The 14,147-nt window shown below is 59.1% G+C and carries 15 protein-coding genes; 11 read left to right on the top strand and 4 right to left on the bottom strand.

Annotated features, from left to right (window positions below; translation table 11 throughout):
- The first annotated feature begins 14 nt into the window (after window positions 1-14).
- Together IEW09_RS13280 and IEW09_RS13275 are read left to right on the top strand one after the other, a co-directional pair.
- Window positions 15-794: a flagellar motor protein gene (locus IEW09_RS13280; protein ID WP_188554694.1), complete on the top strand. Its 780-nt coding sequence runs from the start codon at window positions 15-17 to the stop codon at window positions 792-794.
- Window positions 791-1,546 carry a flagellar motor protein MotB gene (locus tag IEW09_RS13275; RefSeq protein WP_188554693.1) on the top strand — a complete coding sequence of 252 codons (756 nt, stop codon included), beginning with the start codon at window positions 791-793 and terminating at the stop codon, window positions 1,544-1,546. Before IEW09_RS13280 ends, IEW09_RS13275 begins: the two co-directional genes overlap by 4 nt.
- Here IEW09_RS13275 and IEW09_RS13270 read toward each other — a convergent pair.
- Window positions 1,512-1,943 (bottom strand): secondary thiamine-phosphate synthase enzyme YjbQ, encoded by a 432-nt coding sequence (locus IEW09_RS13270; RefSeq protein WP_229739309.1) that lies wholly within the window; start codon window positions 1,941-1,943, stop codon window positions 1,512-1,514. The two genes, IEW09_RS13275 and IEW09_RS13270, sit on opposite strands and share 35 nt — an antisense overlap.
- A gap of 94 nt (window positions 1,944-2,037) precedes the next feature.
- Here IEW09_RS13270 and IEW09_RS13265 point away from each other — a divergent pair, with 94 nt between their 5' ends.
- The 9 genes from IEW09_RS13265 (at window position 2,038) to IEW09_RS18700 (ending at window position 11,765) form a co-directional block, all read left to right on the top strand.
- A complete protein-coding gene (locus IEW09_RS13265; RefSeq protein ID WP_188554692.1) occupies window positions 2,038-2,367 on the top strand; it encodes a hypothetical protein in 330 nt (109 codons plus the stop codon).
- 79 nt (window positions 2,368-2,446) lie between these two features.
- Entirely contained in the window at window positions 2,447-3,814 is a 1,368-nt protein-coding gene (locus tag IEW09_RS13260; RefSeq protein ID WP_188554691.1) for a hypothetical protein, read from the top strand.
- Between the two features lie 121 nt (window positions 3,815-3,935).
- Window positions 3,936-4,562 (top strand): non-canonical purine NTP pyrophosphatase, encoded by a 627-nt coding sequence (locus IEW09_RS13255; protein WP_188554690.1) that lies wholly within the window; start codon window positions 3,936-3,938, stop codon window positions 4,560-4,562.
- A 132-nt stretch (window positions 4,563-4,694) separates the two neighbouring features.
- Window positions 4,695-5,501, top strand: coding sequence for a succinate dehydrogenase/fumarate reductase transmembrane subunit (locus IEW09_RS13250; protein ID WP_188554689.1), 807 nt, complete (start codon window positions 4,695-4,697; stop codon window positions 5,499-5,501).
- Between the two features lie 336 nt (window positions 5,502-5,837).
- A complete protein-coding gene (sdhA, locus tag IEW09_RS13245; RefSeq protein ID WP_188554688.1) occupies window positions 5,838-7,613 on the top strand; it encodes a succinate dehydrogenase flavoprotein subunit in 1,776 nt (591 codons plus the stop codon).
- A gap of 262 nt (window positions 7,614-7,875) precedes the next feature.
- Window positions 7,876-8,019 (top strand): hypothetical protein, encoded by a 144-nt coding sequence (locus IEW09_RS13240; RefSeq protein WP_188554687.1) that lies wholly within the window; start codon window positions 7,876-7,878, stop codon window positions 8,017-8,019.
- A gap of 119 nt (window positions 8,020-8,138) precedes the next feature.
- Window positions 8,139-8,900, top strand: a complete 762-nt coding sequence (gene sdhB / locus IEW09_RS13235) for a succinate dehydrogenase iron-sulfur subunit (RefSeq protein ID WP_188554686.1) — start codon at window positions 8,139-8,141, stop codon at window positions 8,898-8,900.
- Window positions 8,901-9,425: 525 nt separating this feature from the next.
- The gene (locus IEW09_RS13230) at window positions 9,426-11,090 is read left to right on the top strand and encodes a trypsin-like peptidase domain-containing protein (protein ID WP_188554685.1); all 1,665 of its coding nucleotides are present in this window, start codon (window positions 9,426-9,428) and stop codon (window positions 11,088-11,090) included.
- A gap of 237 nt (window positions 11,091-11,327) precedes the next feature.
- Window positions 11,328-11,765 (top strand): peptidoglycan-binding protein, encoded by a 438-nt coding sequence (locus IEW09_RS18700; RefSeq protein WP_229739308.1) that lies wholly within the window; start codon window positions 11,328-11,330, stop codon window positions 11,763-11,765.
- A 69-nt stretch (window positions 11,766-11,834) separates the two neighbouring features.
- Here the strand turns inward: IEW09_RS18700 and IEW09_RS13220 are convergent, their stop codons facing one another.
- The 3 genes from IEW09_RS13220 to IEW09_RS13210 are packed head-to-tail and all read right to left on the bottom strand — an operon-like array spanning window position 11,835 to window position 14,133.
- The gene (locus IEW09_RS13220) at window positions 11,835-12,809 is read right to left on the bottom strand and encodes a cyclic di-GMP-binding domain-containing protein, MshE-related (protein WP_188554684.1); all 975 of its coding nucleotides are present in this window, start codon (window positions 12,807-12,809) and stop codon (window positions 11,835-11,837) included.
- Window positions 12,797-13,102: a FliM/FliN family flagellar motor switch protein gene (locus IEW09_RS13215; protein ID WP_229739307.1), complete on the bottom strand. Its 306-nt coding sequence runs from the start codon at window positions 13,100-13,102 to the stop codon at window positions 12,797-12,799. The genes IEW09_RS13220 and IEW09_RS13215 overlap by 13 nt, the downstream gene beginning before the upstream one ends.
- 14 nt (window positions 13,103-13,116) lie before the next feature.
- Window positions 13,117-14,133, bottom strand: a complete 1,017-nt coding sequence (locus IEW09_RS13210; RefSeq protein ID WP_188554683.1) for a flagellar motor switch protein FliM — start codon at window positions 14,131-14,133, stop codon at window positions 13,117-13,119.
- Window positions 14,134-14,147 lie beyond the last annotated feature (14 nt).

The following is a 14,147-nucleotide window of genomic DNA, read 5'->3' as shown; positions in this document are numbered from 1 at the left end:
AGAGAGGATCTTTTATGGATTTCGCCAGCATCGGTGGCATCGCACTTGCCATCATCGGCATCATGGCCGGCATGATGATCGAAGGCGGCAGCATCTCGCAGGTCACCCAGCCAACGGCGGCGATGATCGTCGTCGGAGGCACCATGGGCGCGGTCCTGCTTCAGTTTCCTCTGAAGATCTTCATGACTGCATTAAAGCAGGCGATGACCATCTTCCGGTCGCACGGCTCCGATGGTGAAGAGGTCGTAGCCCAAATCGTAAAGTTCGCCAACAAGGCGCGAAGAAGCGGCATCGTCTCGCTCGATCAGGATCTCTCCACAGTCGCCGATCCCTTCCTCAAACAAGCGCTGACCCTTGCGATCGACGGCACCGAACCCACCGAAGTCCGCAAGATCATGCAAATGGAGATCGACAACAAGACCGAGATGGAAGAGAAGATTCCGCAGGTCTTCGAAGCTGCCGGTGGATACTCTCCCACAGTCGGCATCATCGGCGCCGTCATCGGACTGATTCAAGTCATGCAGCACCTCAACAACATCGACGAGGTCGGCCGCGGCATCGCCGTAGCCTTCGTCGCTACCATCTATGGCGTGGCGCTCGCAAACCTCGTCTTCCTTCCCGCCGCAGGCAAGCTCAAGATTCGCCAACGCGAAGAACAGATGATTAAAGAGATGATGCTCGAAGGCGTAATCTCCATTCTCGAAGGGATGAATCCACGCATGATCGAGACCAAGCTTCGCACCTTCCTCTTCGATAGCAAACCCGACAAACTAACCGAGGTCGTCACAGCATGAGCCGCAAGAAGAAGCACGAGCACGTCAATCACGAGCGCTGGCTGGTCTCCTATGCCGACTTCATCACGCTGCTCTTCGCATTTTTCGTCGTCCTCTTCGCCTCCAGTCAGTCAAATAAAGCAAAGCAGACCGAGCTCTCGGAGGCCATGCAGAGCGCGTTCACACCGATGGGCGTCTTTGAAGCCCACTCGAAGACGCCGCCATTAACAGACCGTCATGCCGCCCCGGTCAACACAACGCCCGCTGCCCTTCCCCTTCCGCTTCCCTCAGTCCGAATCGAAACTGCGGAGGAGACCGAAAAGCATCTCAACAAACTTCTCGCCGAACAAATCGCCGCAGGCCACATTCCACCCGGCAGCGTAACCATGCGCATCACGACCGATGGCCTCGTCATCTCGCTGCACGAAGCCGGCTTCTTTCCCTCCGGTTCAGCCGAAGTCCGCGCCGCCTCCATCCCCATGCTGTCGAGCCTGGCGATGACCTTGCCCCAAGGCCCGCTACGCATCGAAGGCCACACCGACAACGTTCCCATCCACAACTCACAGTTCCCCACTAACTGGGAGTTATCCACCGCGCGCGCCACAGCCATCGCACGTCTTCTGCTCGAACGCGGCCCCATCGATCCCGCCAATCTCTCCGCCGCCGGTTATGCCGAATTCCATCCCGTCGCCAGCAACAGCACCGCTGAGGGCCGCGCTCAAAATCGCCGCGTCGACATCATCCTTTTGCGACACCCAGCAACTTCACGATGACGCGCTTGGGCCGCTGCCCATCGAACTCCGCATAAAAAATACGCTGCCACGTCCCCAGATCCAGCCGCCCCTTCGTAACCGGCAGCGTCGTCTCGTGATGCAGCAGCAGCGCCTTCAGATGAGCATCCGCATTATCCTCGCCCGTCTGGTGATGCTTGTATCCCGGCCATGCCGGAGCAAGCTTTTCCAGCCACGCGCCAATATCTTCGATCAGGCCGTCCTCATTGTCGTTCACATAGATCGCAGCCGTAATGTGCATCGGAGACACAAAACAAAGACCATCGTCGATGCCGCTGCGGCGCACAATCTCTTCGACCTGAGGTGTAATATGCACCATCTCATAACGTTCGTCTGTGTGTAGCGTCAGATACTCGGTATGCGCTTTCATCGTTGACATAGTGAACTCCGCTCTTCAATCTACCCGTCAGCTTATTTCACACCCCTGACACGGCCCTGCTGAATTTATACTGGAACAGAAATCGTTGTGCCGCATGAAACAGCTCTTCCGCAATCTCGCCGCTGTCCTCTGCATACTGGTGTTGATCACCAGTTCAGTGTCGTGCATGGAAGTCGCGAGCCACAACACTGCCTCATGCAGTCACTGCACAAAACATTCGCCGGTCAACCAGCAGACTCCAGTATGCTGTGATGCGCATCATCAGCCTTCGTCTGTCACAACCGCCATAACCATCGAGCATCCCGCTCAAATCTCACTCGCCGAAACTGCGACGATCAGCATCGGCACCATAGCGATCCTGTCGCCTCCCGATCAACTCGTCTGGCCGCCTCCGCATCCCCCACGCCTCACGCTTCGCATCTGATTCCACTCCTACGCCTCGCCGCAACGCAGCGCGATCTGCGCTGTACGCCGACCAGCAATCATCAGGAGAAGAATCTGCTATGCCCCGCACTCTCGCCGCAATGCTTTTTGCACTCGTCTTATTTCCTCTCGCCACCCGAGCGCAGCAACCCAACATGCCCGATATGCCCGGCATGGACATGGGCTCCAAGCCAATGAATATGAAGATGAAGAAGATGAGCATGATGAGCGGAATGCACCAGCCCACCACGCTCATCGAAGCTGAACTCAACCACACCTCTTCCGGCACCAGCGCCGAACCCGCCTCCACGCCGACTCCCATGCTCATGTCGCACCACGGCCCATGGATGCTGATGCTCCACGGCACCGCCTTCATCTCCGACACCCAGCAATCAGGCCCGCGCGGTGCTGACAAACTCTTCTCCACCAACTGGCTCATGCCCATGGCCATGCGACACCTCGGCCCCGGCCAGCTCACCTTGCGAGCAATGTTCTCGCTCGAACCCGCGACCGTCAGCGGCCGTCAATATCCCGAGCTCTTCCAGCAGGGCGAGACCGCCTTCGGCAAGCCCATCATCGACGGCCAGCACCCTCACAACTTCTTCATGGAAGTCGCCGCCCTCTACGACATTCGCCTCGGCCAACAAACTCTCCTCAGCTTCTACGCCGCGCCCATCGGAGACCCCGCCATCGGCCCCACCGCCTATCCGCATCGGCTCTCTGCATCCGAAGACCCGCTCGCCGCACTCGGCCACCATCAGGAAGACTCCACCCACATCGCCTACAACGTCCTCACCGGAGGCATCACCTGGCGCGGCCTCCGCTTCGAAGAGTCCGGCTTCCACGGCGGCGAACCCTCCGAGCAGCGCTGGGGATTCCAACCCTCACCCAACGGCCACGCCATCGACAGCTACTCCTCGCGCATCACCTTTTCTCCCACACCAAACTGGAGCGGCCAATACTCCATCGCCCACATCGTCAGCCCCGAAGCCCTCTACCCCAACGAAGACCAACAACGTCAAACCGCCTCCATCATGTACAACAAACCTCTCGGCGGCACAACCCACACCGGCAACTGGTCCAGCACGCTCCTCTGGGGACGAACCCGCTCCCTCTCCGACAACAGCAAAGAGAACAGCTACCTCGTCGAATCCCTCCTCCAGTTCCGCACGCGCAACTATCTCTGGACGCGCATCGAAAACGCAGGCCGCTCCAACGAACTCCTCATCTCCCCCGGCAGCCATCTTCCGCCCAACTTTGAAGAGTCGCCCATCGGCCACGTACAGGCTTACAGCATCGGCTACGATCTCGACTTCCACATCCTCCCTCACCTGCTAGCCGCACCCGGAGCACAGTTCACCACCTACACCGCACCCGAAGCCCTCGTCCCCACCTACGGCCATCACCCCGTCGGAGTTGTAGCCTTCGTCCGCTTCCGTCTCCACTAAATCTCAAGAGACACGTCATCTCGACCGAAGCGAAGCGCAGTGGAGAGACCCCTGTATTTCGCATTTCTTCCGCACCACGATTTGCCATCTACAAAAATCCTCTAGCATTACATCCAGACAAATGAACCTCTACATTGCTACCTCAAATCCCGGCAAACTGCGCGACTTCGCCGCAGCCACCACGCAGGACATCTCGCTCCTCCCACTCCCCAACCTCAAAGAAATCCCTCCACCTTCCGAAGACGAACCCACCTTCGAAGGCAACGCCCAAACCAAGGCCATCTATTACTCAAACCTCGCTCCCGGCGCCATCGTCATCGCCGACGACTCCGGCCTCGAAGTCGACGCCCTCCACGGCGCACCCGGAGTCCGCTCCGCCCGCTACGCCGACGACCACCACTTTCATCCGGTTGAAACCTCCCATCCCCTCACCACCGACCAACGCAATAATCTTTATCTCCTTTCCCTCCTCACCGGGGTTCCCCTCACCGAGCGGAGCGCCCGTTACCACTGCGTCCTCGCCGCCGCTCGCGACGGCAAAGTCCTCGCCATCGGCCACGGTGCCGTCGAAGGCGATATTCTCTCCGCCCCACGCGGCACCGAAGGCTTCGGCTACGACCCGCTCTTCTACCTACCCGAGCGCGGCAAAACCATGGCCGAGCTCGATATCGAAACCAAGCTCACCTTCAGCCACCGAGGCCGCGCGTTCGCTGCCTTACTCAGCGAACTGGCAAGCAACATACCGTAAATTCGCACAATCACAACGATAACCGCACAAATCCAGCCGCTTTCCTTGACGCTGACAAGACCCGAGCGGAATAATCACCATGCTGCACTCTATCTACCGCAGTGCACCCTTCAAGATCTTCAAGGAGTCCTCATGGCCGCAGCCGCACCGCCAGCAACCCCTGCCGCACCCCATTTACGCGGCGTGCAACCGCTCCGCGCCGGTCAGGGCCATTCTTACTTCTGGCGCAAACTGCACTCGCTCTCAGGAATCGTCCCCATCGGCGCCTTCCTCATCGAGCACATCATCTCCAACTTCGAGGCCATCAACGGCCCCCTCGCCTACGCCAAGCAGGTCCTGTTCCTCAACAGCCTCCCGATGGTCCGCATCCTCGAGTGGGCCTTCATCTTTATTCCGCTGGCCTTCCACGCCGGATACGGCGTCTTCATCTGGCTGCGTGGCCGCTCCAACGTCAACGTCTACCCCTGGGCGGGCAACCGGATGTACCTCATGCAGCGCGTCACCGGCCTCATCGCTCTGGCCTACATCGTCCAGCACGTCTGGCGGCAGCGCTTCTCCGGCGTCAGCCTGCCCGAGCATCCCGGCGCAGCCTTCGCCAAGGTCCAGCACGAGCTCCACAACCCCTGGATGCTGGCTATCTATATTGTTGCGATGATCGCGACCTGCTGGCACTTCTCCTACGGCGTCTGGCTCTTCGCCGCCAAGTGGGGCATCACCCCCGGCGACAAGGCCCGCAAAAAGTTCGGCTACGTCTGCGCCGTGGCTGGTTCCGCCCTCTGCCTCATGGGCCTCATCAGCATCTACGCCTTCGTCGGGCCAAAGTACCAGAACGCCCCCGCAGACGTCATGCCGGAGCAGCCCGCCGGCATTGCTTTACCCGCACCAAGTCCAGTTCCGCCCAACTCAACGAATCCAAGCCAGCCTGGTGAGGTGCAATGAACTATGCATCTACATCCTGCAGGAATTGGAATCTGTATAGCCGTAATGGCGATCTGTTTCCTAACGGGTGCTCTAATTCTGATCGAGATCATCGGTCAAACCAACAAGGCCAATCCCGCGCTTTCAATTCGCGATTGGGGACCCAAGTCTCCATTTCATATTCTGCGGATAGTCTCATTTCATCGCCAGCAATTTCCCAAAAGCCGTTTGCGACAAGCTTATTTTTCATTGGCTCTCGTTGGATTACTTGCATGGGCCACTGTGGCCTTCAACCTTTTTTTCTCGAATCCTAATTCATTGCAACGCTAATTCGAGCGATCGGATAGGAACTAATTCATGGCAGCAGCAACTCCCAGAATCATCGTAGTAGGTGGCGGCCTCGCCGGACTCTCCGCCGTCATCAAGATCGCCGAAGCCGGCGGCAAGGTCGACCTCTTCTCCATCGTCCCGGTCAAGCGCTCGCACTCCGTCTGCGCGCAGGGCGGCATCAACTCCGCCAAGAACCTCAAGGGCGAAGGCGACAGCACCTGGGCCCACTTCGACGACACCGTCTACGGCGGCGACTTCCTCGCCAACCAGACCCCCGTCAAGCAGATGTGCGAGCAAGGCCCCGCCATCATCGATCTGCTCGACCGCATGGGCGTCCCCTTCAACCGTACCCCCGAAGGTCTGCTCGACTTCCGCCGCTTCGGAGGCACCCTCTTCCACCGCACCGCCTTCGCCGGAGCCACCACCGGCCAGCAGCTTCTCTACGCGCTCGACGAGCAGGTCCGCCGCTTCGAGGCCGAGGGCAAGGTCACCAAGTACGAAGGCTGGGAGTTCCTCTCCGCCGTCCTCGACAGCAAGGGAGCCGCACGCGGCATCTGCGCCATGGACCTCCGCACCATGGAGACCCGCACCTTCCCCGCCGACGCCATCATCGTCTGCACCGGCGGCAACGGAGCCATCTTCGGCAAGTCCACCAACTCGGTCGTCTGCACCGGCTCCGCCCAATCCGCCCTCTACCAGCAGGGAGCCTTCTACGCCAACGGCGAGTTCATCCAGGTCCACCCCACCGCCATCCCCGGCGAAGACAAGCTCCGCCTCATGTCCGAGTCGGCCCGCGGCGAAGGCGGCCGCGTCTGGGTACCCAAGGACAAGAACGACAAGCGCGCCGCGCAATCCATCCCCGAAGGCGACCGCTGGTACTTCCTCGAAGAGTGGTATCCCAAGTACGGCAACCTCGTCCCCCGCGACGTAGCCACCCGGGCCATCTTCAAGGTCGTCTACGAACACGGCATGGGCATCGACGGCCAGCCCATGGTCTATCTCGACGTCTCGCACCTTCCGCCCGCCGCCCAGCACAAGCTCGAAGGCATCTTGGAAATCTACGAGAAGTTCGTCGGCGACGACCCCCGCAAGGTCCCCATGAAGATCTTTCCGGGCATGCACTACACCATGGGCGGTCTCTGGGTCGACTTCAATCAGCAGACCAACATCCCCGGCGTCTTCGCCGCGGGCGAGGCCGACTACTCCATCCACGGTGCTAATCGCCTTGGAGCAAACTCCCTGCTCTCATGCATTTACGGAGGCTTCGTCGCCGGGCCGCAGGCCCTGGCCTATGCCAAATCGCTCCCCGCACAGGAAGGCGACGGTGGCCACGCCGCCGAGCTTCAGCGCCAGAACGAGAGCAACAATCTCCTGCTCAACAACAAGGGCACCGAAAACCCCTTCAAGATCTGGCGCGAGCTTGGCGAGACCATGACCAAGCACGCGACCATCATCCGCTACAACGCGGGCCTCGATGAAGCCGACGCCAAGATCGTCGAGCTGCTCGACCGCTATCGCAACGTCAACCTCTCCGACAAGAGCCAGTGGGCCAACACCAGCTTCGCCTTCACCCGCCAGCTCTACAACATGCTCCAGCTCGGCCGCGTCATCGTCCAGGGCGCACGCCTCCGCGACGAGTCCCGCGGAGCACACTACAAGCCCGACTTCCCCGACCGCAACGACGAAAAGTTCCTCAAGACCACCAAAGCCAGCTTCAAAGACGACGCCCCCGCCTTCGAGTTCGAAGCCGTGGACATCAGCCACATACCACCCCGCGCGCGCCGCTACGACGCCACCGCCTAATAAAAGAGAGGAGGCATCATGACAAAATCCGTCTCTGAAATGGCCAGACTTGTTCCTGCCTCCAGACACTCCAACGTTCTTGCCTCCAGGAACCCAAGCGTTCTTGCCTCCGGATATCTCAGCGGTTTTGCTTCTAGGTACCCCAAGGCTTCAGCCTTGGGCCTCTCCGATGCCAGCAAAACGGGGGCTTTAGCCCCTGGGGTATGCCCTCTTTCGCAACCAACGTATCGCCTAAAAACCCGTTCGCACCATCTAACCGGACATGTCAGGCATACACGTCGTCTATCTCGTCCTTGCACTCATATTCGCGATCTTCATCACGTATATGTTTGTGTACAACATCCGCACCAACAACCGGCAGAAGGCCCTGAGGTCGAGACCTCATCCGCCCATCGGCCATCGTTAAGGCATCGCCGCTGCAATCATCTATCCCTGCCGGCGAATGAAATCTATAGCAAGAAAGGCCTCCACACTCTCTACTCGTCGAAGGCGTAGGGAGAGTTCCGGTCTTACGGGAGCATTTGCATGGCACAGAGCATCAAAGTCGAGATCAAGCGTCAGTCCAACCCGAACTCCCCCGCCACCACCGAGAAGTTCGAGGTTCCCTACCGCCCCGGCATGAACATCACCTCGCTGCTCGGCGAGATCGCGCTCAATCCCGTCGACGTCTCCGGCAAGCAGACCACGCCCATCACCTACGACTCCAACTGCCTCGAAGAGATCTGCGGCTCCTGCGCCATGCTCATCAACGGCAAGGCCCGCATGGCCTGCTCGGCTCTGGTCGACAAGCTGCGCGGACCAAATAACGACCAGCCCATCACCCTCGCTCCCCTCTCCAAGTTCCCCGTCGTCCGCGACCTCGCCGTCGACCGCAGCGTCCTCTTCGAGAACCTCAAGCGCGTCAAAGCCTGGGTACCCATCGACGGCTCGTACGATCTCGGAGCCGGGCCACGCCAGGCTCCTCAAATTCAGGAGCAGCGCTACCCGCTCTCCAATTGCATCTCCTGCACCATCTGCATGGAGGTCTGCCCTCAGTTCAACGACGTCACCAACTTCGTCGGCGCAGCCACCATCGCTCAGGCAAAGCTCTTTAATATAGACCCCAGCGGCTCCGTCCTTAAGGAAGAGCGTCTCCGCGCTCTCGCCGGTGACGGCGGCATTCAGGAGTGCAGCTTCGCCCAGAACTGCGTGCAGGCCTGCCCCAAGGAGCTTCCGCTCACCGAGGCCATCTCCGACATGGGCCGCGACGTCTTCGTGCAGCAGGTCAAAGATCTCTTTACTCGCTAACCGTGCTCGTCCTGCGATCCTGTCAAGCCAAGAACACAGATAACCGACACAAAACAAAATAGATAAGCATTGCAGATCAGTTCCCTTCCATCTGCTACCATTGAGAAGACAGTAGAAAAGAACCATAGGCTCAGCATGCTCGCTGGGCCTAACTCTTTTAGAAAGAAGACTTTACGATTTAAGTCCTTTAGATGCAAGACTTTACAGTATAAGTACAGAGGGGGGTACCTCCGAAGAGATTCGACTCGGTAAGCCGGACACGGATCCGGCAAATCGAAGCTCAACGGCCTTCGCCAAGAGAAAAATAAAGTTGACCATATCGATCAACCCAACTTCGTTGAACCGAATCACGATCCGCTGCATCGACGCGGTACACCTTTGTACCTTGTTGTCGTCTAAACAACTGTGAAGCCCCTGATGCCCTCTAACCGGAGAGAGTATCGAAAACAATTTGACTAAACTCAGACTTCGCCCGCGAACCGGACGGGCGCAATGGAAACGCACGAAAAGAGGTCAGACTTTCTAATGGACATACGAAACAACCCTTCTCCGAGCCTGCTGGATCGCATGCGCGCACACCGCCTCACCACGACCTTCACCCTCCTCGCTACCCTCTCCATCGGAATCCTCGTCGGCTCCGTTCTTACGCAAAATGTCAGCGGCAAGGAACAGGCCAAGGTCGACACTTCGGACGCGAAACCGATCGTCATTCCCTCCCCCGTCGCGCTCTCCAACGGCTTCTCTCAGATCGTGAAAGAGGTCAGCCCCGCCGTCGTCAACATCAACACCGAAGAGATCCCCAAGCAAAACCTCAACAAGCGCGGCCGGCGCGGTATGCAGCAGAGCCCCGATGGCGATGACGACCAGGATCAGGGTCAGGGCGACATGCAGGACTTCTTCAACCGCTTCTTCGGCGGCCAGGGCGGAGGTCAGGGCGACGATGACGGCGGCGGACAGATGTCCGGTGAGCGTCGCGCTCTCGGCTCCGGCTTTATCGTCGATCCCCGCGGCTACATCATCACCAACAACCACGTCGTCGACAAGGCCGACAAGATCTACGTCAAGCTCTCCACCGACCCCGACGATCAGGACAGCTCCGAAGGCCATCCAGCTCACGTCGTAGGTGTCGATAAGGACACCGACATCGCCGTCATTAAAATCGATGTCGACAAGCCCCTTCCCACCATTAAGCTCGGCAACTCCGACGGAGCGCAGGTCGGTGACTGGGTGCTCGCCATCGGCAGCCCCTACAATCTCTCCAAGACCGTTACCGCCGGTATCATCTCCGCCAAAGACCGCTCGATCCCTGAGACCGGTCCCAACAACATCGACCAGAGCCAGTTCCAGCGCTTCATCCAGACCGACGCTGCCATCAACCCCGGCAACTCGGGCGGCCCGCTCGTCGATATGGCCGGTCAGGTCGTCGGCATGAACACCGCCATCTACACCCAGTCCATGGGATCGATCGGCCTCGGGTTCGCCATGCCGTCCAACACCATCGCCAAGATCTACAACGATCTCATCGGGCCAACCCATAAGGTCGTCCGCGGCTCTATCGGCGTCAGCTTCCAGCCCGCCGTCAGCTCCGCCGTCAACCGCATGTACGGCTTCACCAATGGTGTGATCGTCAGCACAGTCGTTCCTGGCAAGGGCGCGGCCAAGGCCGGCATCCAACCCGGTGACATCCTCGTCTCCATCAATGGCCGCTCCATCAAGGGCGGCGACGACCTGGTGAACGACATCTCTTCACGGGCCATCGGTTCCACCATCAAGCTCGGCTACATCCGCAACGGAAAGCAGGACGTTGCCAACGTCGTCATCGGCGACCGCGCTGAAACCTATGCCGAACTCACCGGTGGCGGGGACGATAACTCCTCTCCACAGCCATCCGACGTCGGGCAGACCACGCTCGGCATCACCGTCTCGGCCATTCCTCCGGATGTCGCATCCAAGACCGGAATCAGCCGCGGCGTCATGATCACCAGCGTTCGCCCCGGCTCCTTCGCCGATGAGATCAACCTGGGCAAGGGCCTGATCATCACAGCGATCAACAAGAAGCCCGTCACCGACGAAGGCAGCTACCGGGCCATCGTCTCCACCCTCAAATCCAAGGATGACGTCGTCTTCGTCATCCACTTCCCAAATCAGAAGAACTCCGGAAACTCCTACATCGGCGGAACACTGCCGTAGAAACCCGGTTGTAAACCGAAGAAAAGGGGATGCCGAATCCGGCGTCCCCTTCTTCATTGCGACAAATTTTCCCAAAAAGAGCCGGTCTCCGAACTTTTGTCCACCATTCTGCAAAAAGTACTGCTAACGGGGAATATCATTCCTATTGTGAAACGGTTACTCTCGGGATACTCTGATCAGACGATGAATAGAAACAGCGCTTCGTCTATTCCATACTGAAGTTTGAGGTTTTGCTCCATGAGGTTTACTCAACTCGTTCTATGCTCCGGTCTCATCTTCGCTACGGCGATTCCCGGAGTAGCTGTCATTCATGCACGCCGTGGTCCTACATCGCATCACAGGCTGTTTCACACCCGCAGCAGCCACAGCAAGCATACGAAGGCAGCAATACGATCAGTTGGTCAACGCTCTATCGATGACGGCCGCGCCACCCAGATTCAAACCGCACTCGTCAAATCAGGCTACCTCACTGATCCCTCTGGTCATTGGGATTCCAGCACCTCAGCCGCCATGCAGAAGTATCAGGCAGACAATGGCTGGCAGACCAAGCTGGTTCCCGACTCCCGCGCCATCATCAAGCTCGGCCTCGGACCTGATCGGGACGCTGACCGCGCCGCCGCTGCCTCCACCCTGGGCACAACAGAGTCGGCCTCCGCTTCCATGGTCACGCAATAAGACTTTCATTGACGTCAATAAAAAAGAGGGCCGCTTGGCCCTCTTTTTATTGCTCCATTCGAAACAAACTTATCCCTGCGAGCCTACGGTAAAGACATAGTCGTTCATGTCTTCTCCGCTGACAGGAAACCTTCCCAGCTTCCCTGCCGTGCCGCTCTCCAGCCAAAGCCGCAGCCAGTAGTAATGATGCAGCCGCACCAGGCGAGATGCCGTCGGCTGCTTTTGTTCCAGAATCCCTGTGATGCGTCCCGCCAAAGTGTCCGCGTCTGAGACGGACTCGAGCTTTGTCTCAATCGCATCGCTTTCGAGCAACCTGCTCCGTGCAGCTCTGAACTGAACCTCGTTCAGGATCCCGCTCTCGACCGTAAGGCCAGTCATCCGTTCAATCGCGAGAGAAGACGACGCATCAAGATGATCCTCAAAGGCGAGGTAGAGAATGCGACCGCCCGCAATCCGCAGCGGCATCAGGCCAAATTTTTCTACAAAGACCTTCGGCATCACCAGCGCCATCGCCTCTGGAGAAAATCCTTCGACGCTGAGCACCGGACAGTTCCATTGCATGCTCAGGCCGCGCGTAATCTGTTCGGCTTCAAGACCGCACTCGGCGATAAGCCATTCGCCGATCCTGCCTGTACCGTTCTGTCGTTGCGCCTCGAGCGCCCGTCTCAACTGCGGCGGCGTGATCCAACCCTGCGACAGCATCAACAGGCCCAACGGAACTCTGTGGTAATGCGGAGTTGCCGCTGCATCCGCTGCTCCGTGCGCAGTCTCACGCCGCAGCGCGTCGCGCACCATTGCAAGCACACAGCGGCCGCTGCAACCCCACTGCCCTTCAAAGATCGGGCGCCGACGGCTTCTCCACGGCATCGTCCAGCCGCCGGAGCAATCTGCCGAACCGCAGATGCGCCGCTGTGCCTGCGTCAGCGTTGCGGGTAGCTCGATGTCATCCACCTGCTGCCCAGCCCATAGCTCGGTGTGGTACTGATCGTTTCCGAAGAGCGAATCATCGACCGCTCTGTTACTTCTTCTGTCTAGAAAAGGCATCGTATGCTCTCCAGCCGCAACTGCGGCGTTGCAACTTCTGTTACGCGAAGCGCAAAGTTTCCGCTCACAATGACCACTTCTCCGCGGGCCACAATCCTGTCGCCGATGACGAGGTCCACCGGCTCAGAGACATGCCGGTCCAGCTCAATCACATCTCCAGGCCCAAGCTCGAGCACCTCTCGCAGCGGCATCTCTCGAGAGCCAAACTGCAGCGATGCATCCAATTCGATATCGCACAAGAGCCCGATCGCCTCGGCTCGTGCCGTCTCCTCTGCACTCATTCCGTTGTCCATATCTGCCCTCTCGCTCAGTTCACACTCATCGCTAAGTTGTCTGCCGGCCTGCTCAAAGACTGGCCAATGTAGTGGCTACTCATAGCCTCATCCTCGAACTGCGCCCCGCGATGCTCTCCGGTTCGCACGGGATACGCAGAGGCCAGCTGTAGATTTCCAACCCGCAGCTCCGCAGCCGAGGTCTTGGGAAGCGGAAGCCGCAACACCATGCCAGGCACAAGGGCCGCTATATCGCTTGCGCGCAGCCGCATCTGCGGAAACTGCAGCAGTGTTCCAACCTTCACCTGCCCCAGCAGATCTCTCATTCGCATATGGGCCTCTTTCGATCGCCGGCGCGGACGGTCGCCTTCTGCAATCAGCCGCCGAAGAATCGCATTGAGCACCACCGCGGGCAGGCAAAGATTGATCACTCCCTGCGCCTCAGGCATGCGCGCCTCAAAGCTTACGCACAGCGTCCTCTCTCCCGGAGTCATCATTCGCGCAACCGCAGCTTCGGTCTCACGCTTCTCAAAGACAAACTCAAGCCCAACTGCTTGCCACGCGAGGTTCAGCTCCTGCACGACAAGCTGCATCACCGAGGTAAGAATCGCCTCTTCGATATCCGTCAGCTCACGCACCGGCCATGCCTTGCCTACGCCGCCCAGCAATACATCGATGACCGACGACGAGATCGCCAGCTCAAGCTCCAGCAGACCAACCGCCCCCAGCGGCTCCAGCCGGAGCGAGCAGACGAAGGTATGGATGGAAAGCCTCTCTAAAAATTCTTTGAAAGGCAGTTGCTCGCCGGCGACCAGCTTGATGCGCAGCGGCGTTCTCAGCCATGCTCCAAGCGTGTGCATCAAATTGCGCGCGAACAGATCGTTCACCGTGCTGATGGCGCGCATCTGTTCATTGCTGATCTGTCCCGCGCGGCTGAAGTTGTATTGTTCCGGCGGAGCTGCATCTCCCTCGGACGCCGCCTGCGCCGCAGCATTTGCTCCGGCTGCTGCGAAGAGCGCGTCGATATCTCCCTGTTCAAGCTGCTTCCCCATGAATCGCCTCTCTA

Source organism: Edaphobacter dinghuensis, from assembly GCF_014640335.1.
Taxonomy (GTDB): domain Bacteria; phylum Acidobacteriota; class Terriglobia; order Terriglobales; family Acidobacteriaceae; genus Edaphobacter; species Edaphobacter dinghuensis.
This window is presented reverse-complemented; position numbering and strand designations above follow the sequence as displayed.